The sequence below is a fragment of the Nonomuraea sp. NPDC049269 genome (assembly GCF_043197155.1).
GTDB lineage: Bacteria > Actinomycetota > Actinomycetes > Streptosporangiales > Streptosporangiaceae > Nonomuraea.
Map to the genome: position 1 here is coordinate 533,910 of NZ_JBICSO010000003.1, position 21,184 is coordinate 555,093.

17 protein-coding genes are annotated in these 21,184 nt (G+C 69.7%); 10 read left to right on the forward strand and 7 right to left on the reverse strand.

Annotation, left to right across the window (positions count from 1 at the left end):
• Positions 1-8: 8 nt before the first annotated feature.
• From efeO to ACGFNP_RS20200, 5 genes are all read left to right on the forward strand, one after another.
• Positions 9-1,148, forward strand: coding sequence for an iron uptake system protein EfeO (gene efeO / locus ACGFNP_RS20180; protein ID WP_358316426.1), 1,140 nt, complete (start codon positions 9-11; stop codon positions 1,146-1,148).
• A gap of 34 nt (positions 1,149-1,182) precedes the next feature.
• Positions 1,183-2,436 carry an iron uptake transporter deferrochelatase/peroxidase subunit gene (gene efeB, locus ACGFNP_RS20185; protein ID WP_358316423.1) on the forward strand — a complete coding sequence of 418 codons (1,254 nt, stop codon included), beginning with the start codon at positions 1,183-1,185 and terminating at the stop codon, positions 2,434-2,436.
• A gap of 71 nt (positions 2,437-2,507) precedes the next feature.
• The gene (locus tag ACGFNP_RS20190; RefSeq protein WP_393320535.1) at positions 2,508-3,062 is read left to right on the forward strand and encodes a LemA family protein; all 555 of its coding nucleotides are present in this window, start codon (positions 2,508-2,510) and stop codon (positions 3,060-3,062) included.
• A complete protein-coding gene (locus tag ACGFNP_RS20195; RefSeq protein ID WP_393320538.1) occupies positions 3,062-4,462 on the forward strand; it encodes a DUF2207 family protein in 1,401 nt (466 codons plus the stop codon). The genes ACGFNP_RS20190 and ACGFNP_RS20195 overlap by 1 nt, the downstream gene beginning before the upstream one ends.
• A 124-nt stretch (positions 4,463-4,586) precedes the next feature.
• On the forward strand, positions 4,587-5,138 hold the full coding sequence (locus ACGFNP_RS20200; RefSeq protein WP_358316414.1) for a hypothetical protein: 552 nt from the start codon (positions 4,587-4,589) through the stop codon (positions 5,136-5,138).
• A gap of 47 nt (positions 5,139-5,185) precedes the next feature.
• Here the strand turns inward: ACGFNP_RS20200 and ACGFNP_RS20205 are convergent, their stop codons facing one another.
• Positions 5,186-5,812 (reverse strand): CGNR zinc finger domain-containing protein, encoded by a 627-nt coding sequence (locus ACGFNP_RS20205; protein WP_393320541.1) that lies wholly within the window; start codon positions 5,810-5,812, stop codon positions 5,186-5,188.
• Between the two features lie 29 nt (positions 5,813-5,841).
• Here ACGFNP_RS20205 and ACGFNP_RS20210 point away from each other — a divergent pair, with 29 nt between their 5' ends.
• From ACGFNP_RS20210 to ACGFNP_RS20220, 3 genes are all read left to right on the forward strand, one after another.
• Positions 5,842-6,732: an arginase family protein gene (locus ACGFNP_RS20210; RefSeq protein WP_393320544.1), complete on the forward strand. Its 891-nt coding sequence runs from the start codon at positions 5,842-5,844 to the stop codon at positions 6,730-6,732.
• An 87-nt stretch (positions 6,733-6,819) separates the two neighbouring features.
• Positions 6,820-7,563, forward strand: a complete 744-nt coding sequence (locus tag ACGFNP_RS20215; RefSeq protein ID WP_393320547.1) for a sugar phosphate isomerase/epimerase family protein — start codon at positions 6,820-6,822, stop codon at positions 7,561-7,563.
• Complete coding sequence (locus tag ACGFNP_RS20220; protein WP_393320550.1) at positions 7,560-8,663, forward strand: Gfo/Idh/MocA family protein; 1,104 nt, start codon at positions 7,560-7,562, stop codon at positions 8,661-8,663. The genes ACGFNP_RS20215 and ACGFNP_RS20220 overlap by 4 nt, the downstream gene beginning before the upstream one ends.
• A 234-nt stretch (positions 8,664-8,897) precedes the next feature.
• Here ACGFNP_RS20220 and ACGFNP_RS20225 read toward each other — a convergent pair whose 3' ends face one another.
• The 5 genes from ACGFNP_RS20225 to ACGFNP_RS20245 form a co-directional block, all read right to left on the reverse strand.
• The gene (locus ACGFNP_RS20225; protein WP_393320553.1) at positions 8,898-10,583 is read right to left on the reverse strand and encodes a DUF4434 domain-containing protein; all 1,686 of its coding nucleotides are present in this window, start codon (positions 10,581-10,583) and stop codon (positions 8,898-8,900) included.
• Between the two features lie 132 nt (positions 10,584-10,715).
• A complete protein-coding gene (locus ACGFNP_RS20230; RefSeq protein ID WP_393320556.1) occupies positions 10,716-13,298 on the reverse strand; it encodes a family 78 glycoside hydrolase catalytic domain in 2,583 nt (860 codons plus the stop codon).
• Between the two features lie 17 nt (positions 13,299-13,315).
• Positions 13,316-14,143, reverse strand: coding sequence for a carbohydrate ABC transporter permease (locus ACGFNP_RS20235; protein WP_358316394.1), 828 nt, complete (start codon positions 14,141-14,143; stop codon positions 13,316-13,318).
• Positions 14,140-15,087, reverse strand: a complete 948-nt coding sequence (locus ACGFNP_RS20240) for a sugar ABC transporter permease (RefSeq protein ID WP_358316391.1) — start codon at positions 15,085-15,087, stop codon at positions 14,140-14,142. Before ACGFNP_RS20240 ends, ACGFNP_RS20235 begins: the two co-directional genes overlap by 4 nt.
• Positions 15,084-16,391: an ABC transporter substrate-binding protein gene (locus ACGFNP_RS20245; RefSeq protein WP_358316388.1), complete on the reverse strand. Its 1,308-nt coding sequence runs from the start codon at positions 16,389-16,391 to the stop codon at positions 15,084-15,086. The genes ACGFNP_RS20240 and ACGFNP_RS20245 overlap by 4 nt, the downstream gene beginning before the upstream one ends.
• Before the next feature lie 251 nt (positions 16,392-16,642).
• Here ACGFNP_RS20245 and ACGFNP_RS20250 point away from each other — a divergent pair, with 251 nt between their 5' ends.
• Positions 16,643-17,524 (forward strand): NAD(P)-dependent oxidoreductase, encoded by an 882-nt coding sequence (locus tag ACGFNP_RS20250; protein WP_358316385.1) that lies wholly within the window; start codon positions 16,643-16,645, stop codon positions 17,522-17,524.
• Here ACGFNP_RS20250 and ACGFNP_RS20255 read toward each other — a convergent pair.
• A complete protein-coding gene (locus ACGFNP_RS20255; RefSeq protein ID WP_393321563.1) occupies positions 17,514-19,475 on the reverse strand; it encodes a family 10 glycosylhydrolase in 1,962 nt (653 codons plus the stop codon). The genes ACGFNP_RS20250 and ACGFNP_RS20255 overlap by 11 nt on opposite strands.
• Before the next feature lie 189 nt (positions 19,476-19,664).
• Between ACGFNP_RS20255 and ACGFNP_RS20260 the strand changes: the two genes are divergently transcribed.
• Positions 19,665-21,173 (forward strand): N-acetylmuramoyl-L-alanine amidase, encoded by a 1,509-nt coding sequence (locus ACGFNP_RS20260; protein ID WP_358316382.1) that lies wholly within the window; start codon positions 19,665-19,667, stop codon positions 21,171-21,173.
• Positions 21,174-21,184: the final 11 nt, after the last annotated feature.

Here is a 21,184-nt window from a genome sequence, read left to right on the forward strand (position 1 = left end):
GGAGCATCATGCTTAACTCCACCACCCGCGGCCTCGCCCTGGTGTTCGGTGCGCTCTCCCTGGCCGCGTGCAGTTCGGGAACACCGGCCACGCCCGGCTCCGCCGCACCGGCCAAACCGGGGAAGATCAGCGTTGCCGCCTCTGACACCGAGTGCAAGGTCGCCGCCTCCGAGGTGCCCGCGGGCACCAGTACGTTCACGATCACCAACGGCGGCACCAAGGTCACCGAGTTCTACGTCTACGCGCCGGGCGACCGCGTCATGGCCGAGGTGGAGAACATCGTGCCTGGCCTGACCCGCGAAGTCATCGCCGAGCTGCCCGCCGGGGCGTACGAGACGGCCTGCAAGCCCGGCATGGTGGGCAAGGGCCTGCGTAACGCGCTCAAGGTGACGGGCGAGCACAAGGCGCTCAGCTCCGACGCCAAGCTGGCCGAGGCCACCGCCAGCTACAAGCGCTACATCAAGACGCAGAGCGACACGCTGCTGGTCAAGACGCAGGAGTTCGTCGACGCGGTCAAGGCGGGCGACAGCGCCAAGGCCAAGGAGCTCTTCCCGATCTCGCGTACGTACTGGGAGCGGATCGAGCCGGTCGCGGAGATCTTCGGCGACCTCGACCCGGCGATCGACGCCCGCGAGGCCGACCTGGCGGCCGGTGAGAAGTGGACCGGCTTCCACAAGATCGAGAAGGATCTCTGGATCACCAAGGACATCAGCAAGGACGGCCCGGTGGCCGACAAGCTGATCGCCGACGTCAAGACCATCGTGGCGAAGTCGAACGCCGCCGAGCTGACCCCGCTCAACCTGGCCAACGGCGCCAAGGAGCTGCTCGACGAGGTGGCCACCGGCAAGATCACCGGCGAGGAGGACACCTGGTCGCACACCGACCTGTGGGACTTCGACGCCAACCTCCAGGGCTCCAAGGCCGCCGTACAGGCGCTCCGTCCCGTGCTGGAGGAGCGCGCGCCCGACCTGGTCAAGACGCTGGACGAGAAGTTCGCCGCGGCCGAGGCCGCGCTGGGCAAGCACCAGAAGGGCGACGGCTGGCAGCTGCACAACGAGCTGTCCAAGGCCGAGCTGAAGGCGCTGTCGGACGCGATCAACGCGCTGGCCGAGCCGATCAGCAAGATCGCCCCGGCCATCACGAAGTAGGGCCCCGGCCATCAGGAAGCAGGAAGGCAAGACCATGAGCGATCGCATGAGCCGCAGGAAGCTGTTCGGCCTGGGCGCGGCGGGGGCGGCGGCCGTCGGCGCCGGGGCCGTGGTCACGCGCGCGCTGGTCGAGGAGCCGACGGTCGCGCACGCGGCCTCGATCTCCGATCCCGTCTCCTTCTACGGCGAACACCAGGCGGGCATCGTCACCCCCGCCCAGGACCGGCTGCACTTCGTCTCCTTCGACGTGACCACCGACAAGCGGGCCGAGCTGGTCGAACTGATGCAGGAGTGGACGGCCGCCGCCGCCAGGCTGGTGCAGGGCAAGGAGGCGGGCACGTTCGGCACACTGGGCGGAGTCCCCGAGGCCGCGCCCGACGACACGGGCGAGGCGCTCGGCCTGCCCGCCTCCGGGCTGACGCTGACGATCGGCTTCGGGCCGTCGCTCTTCGACGACCGCTTCGGGCTGGCGAGCAAGCGCCCAGCGGCTCTCGCCGATCTACCTAAATTCCCTGGCGAACAGCTCATTCCGGAAATATCCGGTGGCGACATCTGCGTGCAGGCGTGCGCGCACGATCCCCAGGTGGCCGTGCACGCCATCCGCAACCTGGCCAGGATCGGCTTCGGCAAGGTGTCGGTCCGCTGGTCCCAGCTCGGCTTCGGCCGTACGTCCTCCACCTCGCGCGCCCAGGCGACGCCGCGCAACCTGATGGGCTTCAAGGACGGCACCAACAACCTCAAGCTGGAGGACGTCGAGCTGCTGCGCCAGCAGCTGTGGGTGGGCGCCCAGGACGGCCCCGCCTGGATGACCGGCGGCAGCTACATGGTCACCAGGAAGATCCGCATGATGGTCGAGACCTGGGACAGGACGTCGCTGGGCGAGCAGGAGGCGATCTTCGGCCGCGACAAGGGCGTGGGCGCCCCGATGGGCAAGAAGGCGGAGTTCGACACGCCGGACTTCGCGGCCAAGGGCGCGGACGGCCAGCCGCTGATCAAGGACGACGCCCACGTCAGGCTGGCTCACCCCACCACCAACGGCGGCGCGCACCTGCTGCGCAGGGGCTACAACTTCGTGGACGGCTCCGACGGGCTCGGCCGCCTCGACGCCGGGCTGTTCTTCATCGCCTACCAGCGGGATCCGCGCAAGCAGTTCGTGCCGGTGCAGATGCGCCTGGCCAAGACCGACAGCCTCAACGAGTACATCAAGCACATCTCGAGCGGGCTGTGGGCGTGCCCGCCGGGGATGCGTGACGCGGGCGATTACTGGGGGCGCGCGCTCTTCGCGTGATGTACAGCCGGTTGCAAGCCTGATTTGTTCACATGGAGCATGCGCAGTGACACGTCAGGGAGACCCTAGCGATGATCGTCTTCGGCAGCGTTTTCGCCGTTCTCGTCCTACTGGGCGCCCTCCTCTTCATCTCGATCTACAACGGATTAGTACACAAGCGCAACGCCGTCGAGAACGCCTGGGCCCAGGTCGACGTGCAGCTCAAGCGCCGCCACGATCTGGTGCCCAACCTCGTGGAGGTCGTCCGCGGCTACGCCGGCCACGAGCGGCAGACGCTCACCGCCGTCACGGCCGCCCGCGCGCAGGCCCTCGACGCGCACACCCCCGCTGAGATGGCCGGCGCCGAGAACGCGCTGACCGGCGCGCTGAAGACCCTGTTCGCGGTCACCGAGTCCTACCCCGACCTCAAGGCCAGCCAGAACTTCGCCGAACTCCAGGAGGAGCTGGCCACCACCGAGAACCGGATCGCCTACTCCCGCCAGTACTACAACGACGCCGTCCTCACCTACAGCAACGCGATCCAGACCGTCCCGGCCAACCTCGTCGCGGGCATGAGCGGGTTCACCGCCCGCGAGTACTTCCAGGCACCCGGCGAGGAGCGCGGGCCCGTACAGGTGCGGTTCTGATGACCGTCTGGTTCGCCGTCGCGGCCGCCGCCGCGACGTTGTGGGCGCTGCTCCTGCTGGTGCTGGCGATCGCGACCCGCACCCCGGACATCACCCCCGGCCGGCCGGGCGCCCCGCTCACGGACGAGCCGCCCGCCGTGGTCGACCTCATCACCGGTGACTGGCGCCTGTGCGATGAGGCCGCCTCCGCCACGCTGCTCGACCTCGCCGCGCGGGGTGTTGTGCAGATCGAGGAGGTCGGCCCGGAGTTGTCCCTGGTACGCCTACGCCACGCGGAGGGGCTGAACCCGTACGAACAGCTCGTCTACCACCATGTGCAGTCGCTCGCACGCGACGGCGTCGTGGCCACCGGCGCGCTGGCCGAAGGTTCGCGCAACCTGGGCCGCTGGTGGAAGAGCTTCCGCAAGAAGGTCATCGCCGACGCCCGGCAGCGGGGACTGTCGCAGGCTCGCTGGAGCCGCGCGCACGCGACGCTGCTGTTCGCGTCCGCGCTGGTGCCCGCCGCGCTGGTCGCCGTCGCGGTCACCGTGGCCGACCCCGAACACGACGGCGGCATCGGCGCGGGCATCGTCGCCTACGGCGCGCTGGTCTACCTGGCCGGCCGGCTCAACGGCGAGCGCGGCACCGACCTGGGCGTCCAGGCGGCGGGGCACTGGCTGGGCGTACGAGAGACCCTGTCGAACGCCCGCTACGCCGACAAGCCCGCGGCGAGCGTGACCATCTGGGGCCGCCCCCTGGCGTACGCGGCCGCTCTCGGGCTCGCGCCACGCGCGGTCCGCAGCCTGCCGGTGAGCGTGCCCGCCGACGACCGCCGGGCCTGGTCCGACTACGGCGGCATGTGGCACGCGGTGGACGTGCGCTACCCGTCGCGGCTCATCTGGGGCAGGCCGCCGCTGCACACCGTGGGCCGTGGCCTGGCGGCCGGGTTCTTCGCGGGATTCTGGACGTGGATCGTGCTGGTCGTCCTGTCGGCGTTCGACCTGTGGCCGCGCGCCCTGACCCAACCGGGCGGCCTCGCCGTGGGCCTCGTGATCGCCGCCGTGCCCGCCGTCCGCGCCCTGCTCGACCTGACCGGCCAGACCTGGATCGAGGGCCAGATCGTACGGCTGCGCAGCCGCCGATCGGGCGGCGACGACAACAACGCGAAGTACGTCTACTGGTGCGCCATCGACGAGGGCCGCAGCCACGAACTCAAGGCGTACGGCATGGCCGAAGAGAAGTGGACCCGCCTGTCGGAAGGCGACCTGGTCCGCGCCAGAACCGGACGGCGGGTCGGCTGGATCGCCGAGATCGAGGTGCTCCGGAACACGACCCACCGGGGCCATTACGCCGACACCCGGGACCACCTGATCGACGCCCCACACAATCTCGGCGAGGTCCGGCCCGAGTGGGGCGGATAAGAAACTCATGTCACGCCATCAGCGACTTTTCGCTCCCAACACCCCCTAGATCTGGGGATCCGTCCACGGCGATGAACGAGTGATTCTGGAGGGGCAGCTCAGGAAAGAGAAACGAGAGGCCACCATGAAAACTCGCTCGATTCGCAAGACGGCCGCCCTGCTTCTGGGGGCGTCACTTATCGCCATTCCGATGAACGCGGCACCCGCGTCGGCCGCCGGCGACGAGGACTTCAAGGCATTCAGCATGTGGTTCGACGTCGGCAACCTCTCCAACACCAACAAGTGCATTCCCGTGTGGGTGACCGCACGGTACCGGGATGCGTCCGGTAGCGATACCTGGACCAAGCTGATCAGGACGAACACCAACGGCTGCGACTCCGACCCAGAGCATCTGCAGAAATTCGGTGATTTTCAAAGCACCTACAGCACGGTCCACCTGCTGGCCGGTCCGAAGCCGGCCCATCACTTCCGCTGGAAGGACCTCACGAGCTTGACGCTGACGGTGACCACTCCGAACACGCCGCCGGGGCGCCAGAAGAACGTGCGGATAATCAAGGAGGTCATTTCGGCGCAGGACCTCGACAACAATTGGCACGAGCTGTTCAACGAGAAATACGAGTACACGTTCTCCGACGGTCATAACGACTTCGAAATGTTCGTCAAGCACCCTGCGTGAGCCTCGGGGGCCGGGGGATTATCCACGCGGAATCCCCCGATACCCGGTCAGGTGCGGTGGCGGGCGCGGGATGCGGCGGCGTGGGCGCGGTTGGCGCACCGGGTCGAGCAGAACTGCCGCCGCCCCGGCCGGCTCCGGTCGATGAAGGCGTCGCGGCACGGCGCGGCGGCGCACAGGCGCAGGCGTACCCAGTCCCCCGCGGCGGCGACGTCGAGCAGCTCGCGCACCGCACGCACCGCCAGCCGGTCCGCCGTCCCCGCGCCGTCCGGTGCGACGAGCCGTAGCACCGGCGCCCCGTCGACATCCTCGACCTCCACGCGCGCCGACAGCCTCTCCGTGAACCGGGCCAGCGCCCCCGTCCGCTCCGGCGTCTCGCAGGCCAGCACGGCCCGCAACCGCCCGCGCATCTCCCGCACAGCGGCCAACTCTGACTCCAAGAAATCCGCCTGCCCCCCAGGCTCCTCGCCAGCCAACTCCCCCGGCTCCTTGCCCGCCCGCCCCCCAGGCTCCTCGTCAACGCGCCGGCCGGGCGTCCGACCAAGTGGTTCGCCGAACTCCTCGCAGAACCGCCGCAGCGCCGCAGGGTCCGGCAGTCGTTCCGGCTCGTCCAGATACTCGTCCCACGTGTTGGCCAGGTCCAACGCCACCAACCCCGTATCGACGTACTGGCGCATCCCCGACTCCTCCTGCTAGCGTCACGAGTATGACCACTATAACTCCTGACGCAAGATTCGCCATCCTCGACGCCCCGTCCAACCTCGGCCTCCGCCCGCCTGCCCCCGACGTGGTCCCCGGCTGCTACAAGGCCCCGTGGGCGCTCCGCGACGCCGGGCTGCGGGAGCGGATCGGCGCGAGTGACGCGGGCGCGGTGGTTCCGCCGCGCTATGTGTCCACCTGGCAGCCGGGCGACGGCGTCCGCAACGGCCCGGCGATCGCCGCCTACGCCAGGAAGCTGGCCGACCGCGTCGCCGCCATCCGCGCGTCGGGGACGTTCCCGATCGTCCTCGGCGGTGACTGCTCGATCCTGCTCGGCCCAGCCCTCGCACTGCGCGAAGCAGGTCGGTACGGCCTGGCGTACCTGGACGCCCATACCGACTTCCGCCACCTCGGCAACTCCCCGCACGTGGGCTCAGCGGGCGGAGAAGCCCTCGCCCTGGTGACCGGTCGTGGCGACGACTACCTGGTGGACATCGGCGGCCTGCGCCCGTACGTCGCCGACGAGGACGTGATCGTGCTCGGCGTACGCGACGACGAGGACCTGAGGGACGTCAAGGAGTCCGGCCTCGCCCACGTGCCCGCCCCCGGCATCGGCCCCGGCACCCTCGACGTCGCCAGGGAGATCCTGGTCCGCGACGACCTCGACGGCTTCTGGATCCACATCGACGCCGACGTACTCGACCCCGCGGTGCTGCCCGCCGTCGACTCCCCCACGCCCGGCGGGCTCGACGCGGACGGCCTGGCCGGGCTGCTGCGCGGCCTGCTCCGTCTCCCGGGAGCCGCCGGTCTGGAGATCACGATTTTCGACCCCGACCTCGACGAGGACGGCACGCAGGCCGCCCTGCTCGTGGACGTCCTCGCGTCGGCGCTCCGATGATGACTCGCCGCACGCCCTTGACGATGCCTGATCCACCCCAGAGGATTATGTACAGATTGTGGACTAAAAGCACCATGGGAGCTGAGAATGACCAAGCCGCTCAGTGTGCAGCTCTACTCCGTAAGGGACCAACTGGCCGCGGACCGTGACGACGTGCTACGCCGGATAGCCGGGATCGGTTACGGAGCCGTCGAGCCCTTCGACCCCACCGGCGACCCCAAGGGCTTCCGGCGGGTGGCCGACGACCTCGGGCTGGCCGTGTCGAGCACGCACGCCTACGCCCTGCTCAGCCAGGAGCCGGCCGAGGTCTTCGACGCCATCGCCACCGTCGGCACCGACCTGGTGATCATCCCGGGCGGCATCGCGCACGAGGAGTTCACCACGCGCGACGGCCTGTCCAGGACCGCCGACCTGCTGAACGGCCTGGCCGAGCAGGCGTCCGCGTACGGCATGCGGATCGGCTACCACAACCACTGGTGGGAGATCGAGCCGCGGATCGACGGCCGCCACGCTTTGGAGGCGCTCGCCGACCTGCTGGCTCCGGAGGTGTTCCTGGAGATCGACACCTATTGGGCGGCCGTGGGCGGCGCGGACGTACCTGCCTTACTCCGTGGACTCTCCTCCAGGATCCTGGCGCTGCACGTCAAGGACGGCCCGGTCGTCAAGGACGAGCCGCACGTGGCCGTGGGCCAGGGCGTCATGCCGGTGCCGGAGATCCTCGCGGCCAGCCCGGACGCCTGGCGGATCGTGGAGCTCGACAGCTGCGCGGGCGACATCTTCGACGCTCTCGCGGGCAGCCACGCCTACCTCACGCAGCTGAGCGGTTCGTGAACGCCGGCCCCGTAGGCGTCGCCGTCGTCGGCGCCGGTGTGATCAGCAGCCATTATCTCCGCCACCTGTCCACCTTCCCGGACGTCCGGGTGCTCGGCGTGGCCGACCTCGACACGGCCAGGGCCGAGACCGCCGCGCGCGAGTACGGGGTGCCGGTCTCCGGCACCGTCGACACCGTACTGGCGCTGCCGGAGGTGGAGATCGTCGTCAACCTGACGATTCCGTCCGCGCACGGCGCCGTGGCGCTCGCGGCGCTGCGCGCGGGCAAGCACGTGTACGGCGAGAAGCCGCTGGCCCTGGACATGGACGAGGCGGCCAAGGTCACGGCGGAGGCCGCGAACCTGAACCTGCTCGTCGGCAACGCCCCCGACACCTTCCTCGGCGCGGGGCTCCAGTCGGCGGCCAGGGCGCTCGCCGCCGGCCTCATCGGCACCCCGGTCGCCGTCACGGCCGCCCTGCAGAGCCTGGGTCCCGAGTCGTGGCACCCCAATCCCGAGTTCCTGTACCAGCGCGGCGCCGGCCCGCTGTTCGATCTGGGCCCCTACTACCTGACCGCCCTCGTCGCCCTGCTCGGTCCGGCGGCCCGGGTCGCGGCCAGTACGCGGCGGGCTCGTGACCACCGGGTGATCGGCTCGGGGCCGAAGGCGGGCACGGCGTTTCCTGTGGAGGTGCCCACGCACGTCAACGCACTGATCGACTTCGCGGGCAGCGCCAGCGCGACCACCACGTTCAGCTTCGACTCGCCCGTCGACCGGAGGATGATCGAGGTCATCGGCACCGAGGGGGCGCTGTCGCTGCCCGACCCCAACACCTTCGACGGACCGCTGCTGGCCCGCGGCCTGCATGACGCCGAGTGGCGCGAACTGCCTGTCACGGGCACGACCGCCGGGCGCGGGCTGGGCGTCCTGGACATGGCCAGATCACTGCGCACCGGAACCCCGCACCGGGCCTCGGGCGCGCTCGCCCTGCACGTCCTGGAGATCATGACCGCCATCGGCGACGCCGGAGAAGACGGGGAGTCCCGCCGCCTCCACACCACCTCGCCAACCCCACCACCACTCCCCGACGACTGGGACCCGCACGCCGCCACACTGGACTGACACCGCCGCCAGGTGGCATCGGCCGCCTCCGGCGCCGCGACGATGGCGCCGCCGAACTGTCGGCGGCGCCACCGCCTTGGTGAAGCAACCGCGCCGGACCGCGGCCTTGCGAAGGTGGCGGTCGCGGAAGGGGCCGGGGCACAGCCGATGGACGCGGTTGCCGGACCGGGCCGGCCAGCCCGATGGACCCCACAGACGGTGCTGGATCGCGGACAACGGACGTCACGGACGGCGTCAGGCGGGGATGACGTAGGGGTTGGTGGTGGAGTGGCCGGCGCCGTTCACGGCCGTGATGTACAGCCACGGTCGCCGGGGATCCACGTCGGTCGGGGCGGTGAAGGGGATCCAGGCGGCAGTGGATTCGTCTGGTCCTTGAGTCACGGTCACCGTCTTGACCCCGGCCCCGGTCCGGGCGTACTGGACCTTGACCGTGCCGCCCGCGAGGTCTCTGCCCTTGACCGCGATCCCGGCAGCGTTCCTGGTCGCGCCGAGGATGAGCGGCTCGTTCCAGGAGGCGTGGAGGTCGTCGCTGAGCGATGGGGTCATCCAGTTGAGCTGGCACGTCAGGAACGGGTCCCAGCCATAGGAGATCACCTTGGTCACGGCCGTCCCGGCCGCCATGATCTGGGCGTCGAGGCGTTTCTTGGTCGTACGGCCACGCAGCGGCATCGGGTCGGCCCGGCCGCACTCGCCGGGCACCGGGGTGGGCTCGAATGCCTCCACGTTCACCCACAGCTCCACCCCCGGCGGCCGTGACCGCGCCGCCGCCTGGAGGTAGTCGTAGGTCGAGCCGTAGTACGCCTGCCGGTTGGTGACGTCGCCCACCACCGGCACCAGCCGGGGATCGACCTTGGCGTCCGCTTCGTCGAGGCCGTAGACGGGCGTCTTGCCCGTCCCGCGCCCATCCTGCACGGCGACGGCCATGGGCGCGCCGTGCGCGGTGGCCGCGATGGCGAGCAACCCCGCCTCCACGCGCTGCGGCGGGAAGCCCTTGTCCCTGCGCGCGTCGAAATAGGGGCTGACCAGGATCTTCTTCCCCGGCAGCGTGGCGGCCACCACAGCATGCTGGGCCTGGTACAGGTCGATGGTCGGATCGACGCTGGGCCGCGACTTCACCGCCAGCTCGAACGACTGGTACACCCCGGCGAACGCCGCCGACGCCCCGTACCTGCCCCGATAGTCCGTCAGCACCCGCTCGGTGAGCGCGGTGACGGCGCCGAGGTGCGCCAGGTCCGGCAGCCACGGCCGCTTGACGTCCTGCGACGCGGCGGGCAGTCCGGGGAACACCTTCATCCCGTACGCGGCCGCCTCCGCCATCAGGTTGCCCAGCCCGTCGCCGTCGGTCGCGATCAGCACGAGGTCGTACGGGCCGCTGGAGCAGGACTTGCCCAGCAGCAGCCGGTAGTAGACGCGCCCGCCGCTCTCGATCCGCCGGTCCAGCGCCGGGCACCTCAGCAGGCCGGCGCCGAACAGCTCGTTCGCCGCGTAGCCGTACACCCGGCGGATGCGCGGGACCGCCTCGCGGGCGGCCTGGTAGCACGTCTTCCGGTTCTCGACGCAGCCGGTGAAGTCGGGGTCGGGCACCCCGTCCTTGAGCAGCCGCCCCGCCCGGTCGACCCGGCTCGGCACCAGGCGCGGGCCGAACGTGATGAGCGTGTCGCCCCCGACCCCGTGGATCGCCTCCACGGTCCGCCGCGTGACGCACGGGTCGGAGCGCGGCACCAACCAGTAACCGGTGATCGCGTACGGCGTGGTGACCCGCATGTCCCGCGCCGGGCACACCGCGTCATCGGGGGTCGTAGTGGGCGTAGTGGCCTCGACCGCCACGCCGGAAACAGCCTCGACCCGCCCGAGGGGAACGACGGCGGCCGCCATCACCGCCACGGCCGCGACCAAGCGCAGGATCCACCCGGATACCAAAGGACCTCCTCGCGCGAGTGCCCCTCGCGGCCAGAACGGTCGTACCCGTCAGATCACTCAATGCACCTTATCGAGCCGAGCACACCGCGCACCTGGGACGGCGTCAAAAGCCCGCCGTCCCAGGTGCCACGCTCAGGCCACCGGATCGTCAGCCGGATCCCGGTACGGAGCGGTGAACGTGTGCATCCCCGCCCCCACCTCAACCGGCTCCCCGGCTGGCAGCGAGACCTCGGCCGTCGTCCCCGGCGGTACGGAGACGGTGACCGTGAGCTTGCCGCCCGACCGGGACCAGGCCACCGCCGCCGGACCGTACGGCGTCTCGTGCTCGGCGGAGGCGTGGGTGAGGCCGGCGCCGGGCCGCGGTGCGACGCGGATGCGGCGGTAGCCGGGCGCGGCGGGGGCGAGGCCGGCCAGCGTGCCGTGCAGGAAGTCGGCGACCGCGCCCAGCGCGTAGTGGTTGAACGAGGTCATCTCGCCGGGGTTGACCGAGCCGTCGGGCAGGAGGCTGTCCCAGCGTTCCCAGATCGTGGTGGCGCCCATGGTCACCGGGTACAGCCACGAGGGGCATTCGCGCTGCGTCAGCAGCCGGTAGGCCGTGTCGTGCTCCCCGACCGACGCCAGGGCGGCGCAGACCAGTGGCGTGCCGACGAAACCGGTGCCGATGCGGTAGTCGTCCTGGTCGACCAGCTCCGCCAGCCGCTTGCCCTGCCGGGCCCGCTGCTCCGGCGTCTCCGCCAGGCCGAGGTGCAGGGCCAGCGCGTAGGCGGTCTGGGTGTCGCTGACCAGGCGGCCCGACGGCGAGACGTACTCGCGGCGGAAGGCCGCCCGCACCTCGGCCGCCAGCGCACCGTACTTCTCCGCGTCGCCGCTCCGGCCCAGCAGCTCCGCGGTGTCGGCCAGGAGCTGCGCGGTCCACGCGTGGTAGGCGGTGGCGATGAGGTACGCGTCGGTCCTGGCCTTGCCGGGCTGGTCCGGCGGCGCGGCGGGGTCGAGCCAGTCGCCGAACTGGAAGCCCTCGTCCCACAGGTGGTCGTCGCCGGCGATGCCCGCGATGTGGTCGACCCACCCCTTCATGCTGTCGTACTGCGCCTCCAGCACCCCGAGGTCCCCGAAACGCTCGTAGAGCACCCAGGGCACGATCACCGCCGCGTCTCCCCACGCCGCCGCCGGCTTGGGGGGTATGGCGAGGCCGACCCACGGAATGTAGTAGGGCACCATGCCCGACTCGTCCTGGTCCGCGGCCAGGTCGGCCAGCCAGGAGCCGAGGGTGCCCGCGCAGTCGTACAGGAAGCTCGCGGTGGGGGCGAAGACCTGGATGTCGCCGGTCCAGCCGAGACGCTCGTCGCGCTGGGGGCAGTCGGTCGGCAGGTCGACGAAGTTGCCGCGCATGCTCCACACGACGTTGTCGTGCAGGCGCTGGAGCTGGGGGTCCGAGCAGGTGAACCAGCCGGTGCGGCGCATGTCGGTGTGGCAGACGACGGCCTGGACGCTGTCGGGGGCGAGCTCGCCCGGCCAGTCGATCAGCTCGGCGTAGCGGAAGCCGTGCATGGTGAAGCGCGGCTCCCACTCCTCCGCCGCGCCGCCCGCGAGGGTGTACTCGTCCTGGGCGGCCGCGTTGCGCAGCGGGCGCCGCGACAGGACGCCGTTCTCCAGGACCTCGGCGTGGCGCAGTGTGATGGTGTGGCCGGCGGGGCCCTCGACGCGGATGCGCAGGCGGCCGGAGATGTTCTGGCCGAAGTCGAGGATCGTCTCGCCGCCGGGGCCCTGGATGACCTCGACGGGACGCAGCGTCTCCACCCGGCGGACCGGCGGCCCGGTGGGGGCGACGAGCAGGCCGGGGTCATGGTCCACGAGGTCGGCGGGCAGCCAGGCGCTGTCGTCGAAGCCGGCCGAGGACCAGCCGGCGGGCATCAGGCGGGCGTCGTACTTCTCGCCGTCGTACAGGCTCGCCGCGAGGATCGGGCCGCGGGCGCAGCGCCAGGAGCCGTCGGTGGTCACCACGTCGGTCGAGCCGTCGGCGTAGACCACTTCGAGCTGGGCGATGAGCGCGGTACGCGTACCGTACGTCTCGACCCGGCCGTCCCTGAAGCCGAGGCGGCCGCGGTACCACCCGTCGGCGAGCATCGCGCCGATGGCGTTGTCGCCCTCCGACAGCAGCGCGGTGACGTCGTGCGTACGGTAACGCAGCCGGTGGTCGTAGCTCGACCAGCCCGGCGCGAGCACGTCGTCGCCTACGACGCGCCCGTTGATCTCCACCTCGTACAGGCCGTGGCCGGTCACGTACAGGCGCGCCCGCTCGACCGGCCCGCGGAGGGCGAAGTCGCGCCTGAGCATGGTCGCGGGCCCGTCTGGCGCGTCGAGCAGCTCGGCGGGCGGCGCCGCCGCGCCCGCCTGCCACTGCTCCGCGTCCAGCAGCCCAGCCTCGACCGAGTTCCACTCGCTCCACTCGCTCGTCTTGCCGTCCTGACCGCGGACCCGCACACGTACGTCCCGGCGCTCGCGCGAGCTCAGATCGTCACCGGGCCACGGGACCAGCACGGATTCCGAGCGCCCGGTCGCCGAGACGACCTTGCCCTCCGCATCGCGGATCTCGACCTCATAGCCGTGCTGCAGCCAGCCCGGACGGTCGTTGCGGACCGTCCAGGACAGCCGTGGCCTGGGTTCTCCGATGCCGATCGGCTCTCGGTGGTGCTCGAAACGCAGGTCGATGGTCATGCGGCTCCTCTGAGCGGTCAGCCCTTGACAGCGCCGGCGGTCATCCCGGCGACGATCTTGCGGTTGAAGAAGATGAAGGCGAGCAGCGGCGGGATCGTGATGAGCACGATGTCCATGAACAGCAGGTTCCACTGCGTGCTGTACTGGCTCTGGAAGTTGTACAGGGTGAGCTGGACGGTGGCGTTCTCGTCACCGGGCAGGAAGTAGAGCGGGTTGACGAAGTCGTTGAAGACGGCGACCGACGTCGTCAGGATGACCGTGATCGTCACCGGCCGGAGCAGCGGGAAGATCACCTTGAAGAACAGCTTGAACCCGGTGCAGCCGTCGATCATCGCCGCCTCGTCCAGCTCGCGCGGCACCGCCGACACAAAAGCACGATAAAGCAGCACTGAGTAGGACATGTGGAAGGCGACCTCGACCAGGATGAGCCCCGGCAACGTCTTGAACAGGCCGAGAGTCTGGAGCACCCAGATGGTCGGGACGATCGCGGGCGGGATGATCAGCCCGGACAGCACCAGGAAGTTGACCACCGACCGCATCCGGCCGGCCCTTCGCTGGAGCACGAACCCGGCCATCGAGCAGAAGACCACGAGCAGCGTCACGGCGGCGACCGTGAGCACGGTGCTGTTGACGAAGGCCCTCAGCAGGACGTAGTCGCGGGCCTCGATCACCTCGACGAAGTTCTGGACCACGGGCCAGCTCGTCGGCCAGCCGAAGTCCAGCTCTCCCGACTGGACCTCGTCCTTGACCGCCGTGAGCACCATGAACGAGAACGGCACGACGAAGATGACGACGGCCAGGACGACCGCGACGAGTTCGAGTCCGGACCTCCGCAGTGCCCTCATGCGGCGACCTCCCTGGCGCTCAAGAAGCGGGTGAGCGGCACGACCAGCGCGGTGACCACGACGAACAGGATCACGTTCCCGGCGGTCGAGAGGCCGAAGAACCCCGCCTGATACTGCTTGTAGATGATCGAGGCGATGACGTCGCTGGTGAAGCCGGGCCCGCCGCGGGTCATCGTCCAGATGAGGTCGAAGGAGCGCAGCCCGCCGATGAACGACAGGATGATCACCGAGTTGGTGGCGGGCCAGCTCAGCGGCAACGTCACATACCTGAACCGGTGCCAGGCGCTGCCGCCGTCGACCGCGACCGCCTGGTAGTAGTCGCGCGGGATCGACATCATGCCCGCGATGTAGATGACGGTGGCCAGGCCGACGCCCTTCCAGACGTCCACGAGCGCCACCGACAGCAGCGCGGTGTTCGCGTCGCCGAGCCAGTCCGGGCCCGAGATGCCCACCAGGGCCAGCGCCTTGTTCACCAGCCCGGTGTCGGGCTTGAGCAGCACACTGAACGTGATGCCGACCGCGACCGTGCTCACCAGCACCGGGAAGAACACCACGGAACGCAGGAAGCCGCGCATCTTCAGCCGCGAGGTGAGCACCACGCCGAGCGCCATCCCCAGGACGACCTTCAGCCCGCTGGTGGTCACCGCGTAGATCAGCGTGTTCTGGAAGCCGATCCGCAGGTTCTGCTCGGCGAAGAAGTCGGTGAAGTTCTCCAGCCCCACGAAGGTGCTGTCGAACAGTGTCCACCTGGTCATCGAGAAGTAGAAGGCCATGATCGTCGGGACCAGGAAGACGACCGTGTAGACGATCCCCGCGGGCACGTAGAACAGGTAGGGGTACGGGTTGCCACGCCCGTCCTTGCCCTTCCGCGCGGGGGCACGCCGCCCGGCCGCCGCTGTGGGCGGCTCGGACGACGTGACCGTGTCGGGCCTCGAGGAGGTCACCACCCTGCGAGCCCCAGTTGCTTGGCCTGCTTCTCCACGTCCTTGTCGTACTGGGCCGCCCCCTCCGCCGCGGTGGTCAGGCCGGAGCCGACCGCGACCGTGATGTTCTCCAGGGACGGGCCCTTGACCGGGGAGACGAACTCCAGCGCGGGCGCCGCTTCCTTCTTGTCGAGGTAGCCCTGCAGGTCCTTGGCCACCTGGACCGCGTCGGCCGGGAGCGTGGCCCCCTTGATCCGGTACGGACCGGACGGCGGCGTCCCCTTGCCGAGGGCCGCCGTACCCGCCGGGGAGGCGATGAAGGCCAGGAACTTCTTGGCGGCGTCGAGCTTCTTGGTCGTCTTGGGGATGTAGGCGGCCGAGGGCTCCCAGACGGTGGCACCGTTCTTCGCGGCGTCGTCACCCGGGAGGGCGAAGTAGCCGATGTCGGTGGCCACCTGCGGGAACTTCCCGATGAAACCGGGCACCACCCCCGTGAGCAGCGGGAAGTGCGCGCCCTGGCCTTCGGCCAGCAGCTTGATCCCCGCGTCCAGGTTGGCCGAGCCGAAGCCCTTGTTGAGGTACCCCTTGGCGTGCACCTCTTCCAGACGCTTGAAGCCGGTGAGCGCGGCCGGGGTGGTGGCGTACTTCGCCTTGTTGGCCGTGTAGTCCTGCGCGAAGGTCGGCGAGGCGGCCTGGACGTTGAAGAAGTCGGCCAGCACGAACAGCTGTGAGGTCCACGAGTCCTTGAACGTGGAGATCACCGGTGTCAGCCCGGCGGCCTTGATCTTGTCGTTGTTGGCCGTGAACTCGGCCCAGCTCTTCGGGACCTGGAGCCCGAGCTTCTCGTAGACCTTCCTGTTGTAGAGGATGCCGCCTCCGGTGGCGGTGCCCGCGGGCACGCCGTACACCTTTCCGGCCTGGGTGACCACGGGCAGGTACGTCTCCTCGACGTCCTTGATGACCGGGTCGCCCGTGAGGTCGACGAGGGTCTGACCGGGATTCAGCGCCTGGAGGAGGGAGCCGGAGTTGTACCAGAAGACGTCGCTCATCTCGCCAGTCGACAGCTTGGTCTTGATGATGTTGTCGCCTTCGGTGCCCGCCGGGCGGGACTCCGTCTCTATCTTGATCTTCGGATTGGCCGCCTCGAAGGCCTGGACGACGGCTTTGGCCGCGTTGACCGTCGACTCGTTGTTGTCGTAGAGGAAGGAGATCGTGACGCTGCCGTCGGAGGCGGTCGTCCCGCCGGACGAGCCGCATGCCGCCAATGAGAGGAGAGGGAGGGCGGCGAAGAAGGCCACCCCGAGCCTGTGACGCGTGGTCTTCATAACACCCCTTGGGGCTCGAAGCTTAAATCGTTTCAATGGCCTCGTTAGGGCGTTAACATAGGCTTTACATTCCGGGGGCGTCAAGCCTTTCCTGCGGTAACGAAACGGAAACGTATCAGTAGACCTGCCGCGTGTCCGCCCCTCGGCGCCCCCGAACTACCGACCTGAAGCGAAACGATTCAAAGCCTTCAGTGCCGATGATCCGGCCCCTATCCTGGACATCCGACCCCTCGGTGCCTAAGGAGCCCTCCATGCACGTCGTCGTCACAGGTGCCCATGGAAAGGTCGGACGTGCGGCCACCCGGGCCCTGCTCGAAGCCGGTCACGAGGTGACCGCCGTCGACCTCACCCGCCCGATCTGGGAGCGCCCGGAGCCCGGCGCCCCCCACTACCAGCAGGCCGACCTGACCGACGCCGGGGCGGCGTACGCGGTGGCCCGCGGCGCCGACGCGATCGTCCACACCGCCGCCATCCCCGTGCCCACCACCAACCCCCCGCACGTGGTCTTCCAGAACAACCTGATGGCCACCTTCAACATGCTGGAGGCGGCGATCAGGTTCGGCGCGACCCGGTTCGTGAACATCTCCAGCGAGACCGTGCCCGGCTTCTTCTTCCCCGAGCGCCCGTTCCTGCCCGACTACGCGCCCGTGGACGAGGAGCACCCGATCCGGCCGCAGGACCCGTACGCCACCGCCAAGCACTTCGGCGAGCAGCTCATGGACGCCGCCGTGCGCCGGTCGGACATCCGATGCATCTCCCTGCGCCCGAGCTGGGTGCAGCACGAGGGCAATTACGAGCGCAATCTCGGCCCGCAGATCCGCGACGGGCAGCCGGGTGCCGGGCTGTGGAGCTACATCGACGCCTACGACCTGGCCGACGCCATCGTGCTGGCCACCGAGTCCGACCTGCCGGGACACGAGGTGTTCTACATCGCCTCGCCCGACAACGTGGGTGGCCACGACTTCGCGGCGCTCCTGCGGGAGCACTTCGGCGACGCGATCCCGCTGCGGCCGCTCGCCCGTCCCGACGCCTCCGGCATCTCCTGCGCCAAGGCGGTGCGCATGCTCGGCTGGACGCCCAAGCGCTCGTGGCGCGACTACCTCGACGAGGAGGGCCACGCACTCAAGAAGTGACCTTGGTGATGCGTACGGCGTCAGCGATGACGTAGCCCGTCGTGGTGGTCCAGCGGCTCACCCCGACCACGTTGTAGGTGCCCGCGTTGAGGGTGTACGTGCCGAGGGTCCGCCACTGGCCGCCGCCCGTGCGCTGGTCCACGGCCACGCTCTGGTTCCCGCCCGAGGCCGCCACGATGTACGGCGTGGCGCTGTTGTAGCCGGCGTTGGCGGCGTACCAGACCTCCACCCGGTAGCTCCCGGCGCTGGGGATGGCCGCCTTGTACCAGGCCGGGTCGCTGGCCGCGACGGGGTCGGCGAAGCGGTAGTCGGCGCCGTAGAGTTGCGCGGAGAACGACGAGGTGCCCCAGGAGGAGCTCGCGGCGAATCCGGCGTCGGAATTGTCGATTACCACGCTGAACGCACCCGAGCCCGTCACCACCGAGCCCGCGCTCGGCGCGCTCTCCTGGTGGGTCCGGTTCAGCGCGGTCACGTAGTAGGTGTACGTGCCGGTGGCCGTCGCCGTGGCGTCGGTGAAGGCGGTCTGCCTGGTCGTGCCGAGCAGGTTGCGGGCATCGGCGTACGAGCACGGATCGGCGGCCGGTTGGGAGCCGCTGACCCGGTAGATCGCGTAGGCCGTGGACCCGCTCGCCTGCCACGAGAGCGCGACGCCGCCTGAGCCCCTGGTCGCCGCCGTGATCGTGGGAGCCGCCGGTGCGGCGGCGGTGCCGCGGGCGGGCAGCAGGGCGGGCTTGGCGTAGTGAGCGGCGACCAGCGTGGCGATGGCGCCGATCCGGTTGGCCTTGACGTCCTTGGCGCTGAAGTAGACGTCTCCGACCACCTCCGGGTGTTTCCTGTTGTCGGTCAGGTGGTCGCTGAGCTCGGCGGCATCCTGCCAGGCCGCGTCCTGGCCGCTGGCACCCGCCCGGTAGGCGGCCTGGCCGACGACCAGTTGGACGCCGGTGCCCCGCACCACGCCCGACCACCAGGTGGTCAGCACCGCGTAGTCCGCCGCGCTGTAGCCGATGTTCCAGTAGATCTGCGGCGCGAGGTAGTCGACCCAGCCCTGCTTGACCCAGAGCCTGCTGTCGGCGTAGATCGCGTCGTAGGACTGCAGGCCCGACGTGCTCGATCCGAGCGGGTCGGTGCTCGCGTTGCGCCAGATGCCGAACGGGCTGATGCCGAAGGCCACCCAGGACTTGGTGGTGTGGATGCGCTGGTCCAACTCGCGCACCAGCAGGTTGACGTTCTCGCGCCGCCAGTCGGCGATGCTGCTGAACCCGCTGCCGTACTGGGCGAAGGTCGCGGCGTCCGGGATGGTCTGGCCGCTGACCGGATAGGGGTAGAAGTAGTCGTCGAGGTGCACGCCGTCGAGGTCGTAGCGGGTGACGGCGTCCATGATGGCGTCCTCGATGAAGTCGCGGACCTCCGGGATGCCGGGGTTGTAGACGAGCTTGCCGCCGTAGGCGAACCGCCAGCTCGGATGCTGGCGGGCCGGATGGGTCGCGACCAGCTTGCTCGGGTCGTCGTCGTTGGCGATCCGGTATGGGTTGAACCAGGCGTGGAACTCCAGGTTGCGGGCGTGGGCCTCGGCGACCATGAAGGCCATCGGGTCGTAGCCCGGGTCCTTGCCCTGGGTGCCGGTCAGCCACTGCGACCACGGCTCGTACGAAGAGGGCCAGAACGCGTCCGCCGTCGGCCTGACCTGCACGAACACCGCGTTCATCCGCTTGGACACAGCCAGGTCCAGCCACGCGCGGAACTCCGCCTGCTGGGTCGCCACGCTCAGCCCCGCGCTGCTCGGCCAGTCGATGTTGGCGACCGACGAGACCCACATCCCCCGTAACTGCCGCTTGGGCGTCGCGGGATCCGTCGTGCACGCCGCGGCCGAAACCGCGGGTGTCGTGGTGGGCACTACGAGAGCGGTGAGCACAAGGGTGAGCGTGGCCAGGATGGTGCGCAGGGGGTGCATGGTCACGAAAAGAAGTTTCAGCTTCTATCGATCAGAGCGCAATAGTCTTCAGCCGATCGGGGGGCCCAACTTTCACGGCCCACTTGTGCGGGCGGAAAGTTTCTTCTAACTCATCAGTAATGTCAATTATCGACATCTGTCAGGAACGCGCTTACTGTGCAGCCGTCGACTCGAATCGAGGGAGCTCCCATGTCACTCTCCCCCAAGCGATTAACCGCTCTCGTCTCCTCGGTCCTCGCCGCTCTCCTGGTCTTCGCCGGCCAGCCCGCCATCGCGGCCAAGGACACACCGCTCTCCGATGCCTTCGCCCGCGCCGCCGCGGCCCAGGATGTTCCCCGTGACCTGCTCGTCGCCCTCGCCTACGCCGAGACCCACCTCGACGGCCACAACGGCGAGCCCAGCGCCAGCGGCGGATACGGCGTGATGCACCTGGTCAGCAACCCCACCACGAAGGCGCTGGAGAAGGCGGCCGGGCTCACCGGGCTCTCGGTCAAGAAGCTGCGCGCCGACACTGAGGCCAACATCCTCGGCGGCGCCGCGCTGCTGCGCGCCGACGCCGACGAGCTCGGCCTCGACCAGGCCGCCAGGAAGGACCCCGGCCGCTGGTACGAGGCCGTGGCCAAGTACGGCAACACCGCCTCACCCCAGCTCGCCCGCCTCTACGCCGACGCGGTCTACGAACTGCTCGGTCTCGGCATCCAGACCAAGGACGTCCGCGTGGCGCCGCAAGAGGTGACCGCCGACCGAGGCCAGTACGCCGGCACGCGCTCGCTCAGCGCCGAGGCGGCCAGCCCCGACTATCCGGACGCCACCTGGACGGCCGCCAGCTCCAGCAACTACACCGCCTCCAGCCGCCCGTCGGCCTACGCCATCGACCGCGTCGTCATCCACGTGACCCAGGGCTCCTACGCCGGGACCATCTCCTGGTTCCAGAACTCGGCCGCCCAGGTCTCGGCCCACTACGTGGTCAAGTCGTCGAACGGCGCCATCACCCAGATGGTCCGCGACAAGGACATCGCCTGGCACGCCGGCAACTGGTCGTACAACACCAGGTCCATCGGCATCGAGCACGAGGGCTACGTCAGTGAGGCCTCCTGGTTCACCGACGCGATGTACCGCTCCTCGGCCGCGCTGACCAGCTACATCTGCGACAAGTACGGCATCCCGAAGGACCGCAGCCACATCATCGGCCACTCCGAGGTGCCCGGCGCCGACCACACCGACCCGGGGCAGTACTGGAACTGGACCACGTACATGAGCTACGTGACCGGTGGCGGCGGCACCCCGTCGTGGACCACCACGGTCGACAACACCACCTCCGGCCAGTTCACCGCCAGCGCCAACTGGGGCACCTCCACCTACTCCACCCAGCGTTACGGCGCGGACTACCGGTTCGCCAACCCCGTGGCCGCCAGTGACCCGGCCTGGTACCAGGCGACCATCCCCAGCGCGGGCACCTACCGCGTGGAGGTCTGGTATCCGGACGACGCCGGCTACAACAGCTCCGCGCCGTACATCGTCGCCGCCTCCGGCGGCAACCAGACGGTGTACGTGGACCAACGCTCCGGCGGCGGCAGCTGGCACAGCCTGGGCACCTTCTCCCTCAACGCGGGCACCGCCAACGTCGTGGGAGTCAGCCGGTGGACCTCCGGCACCGGCTACGTCATCGCGGACGCCGTCCGCATCAGCAAGGTCTGAGATCCATCTGG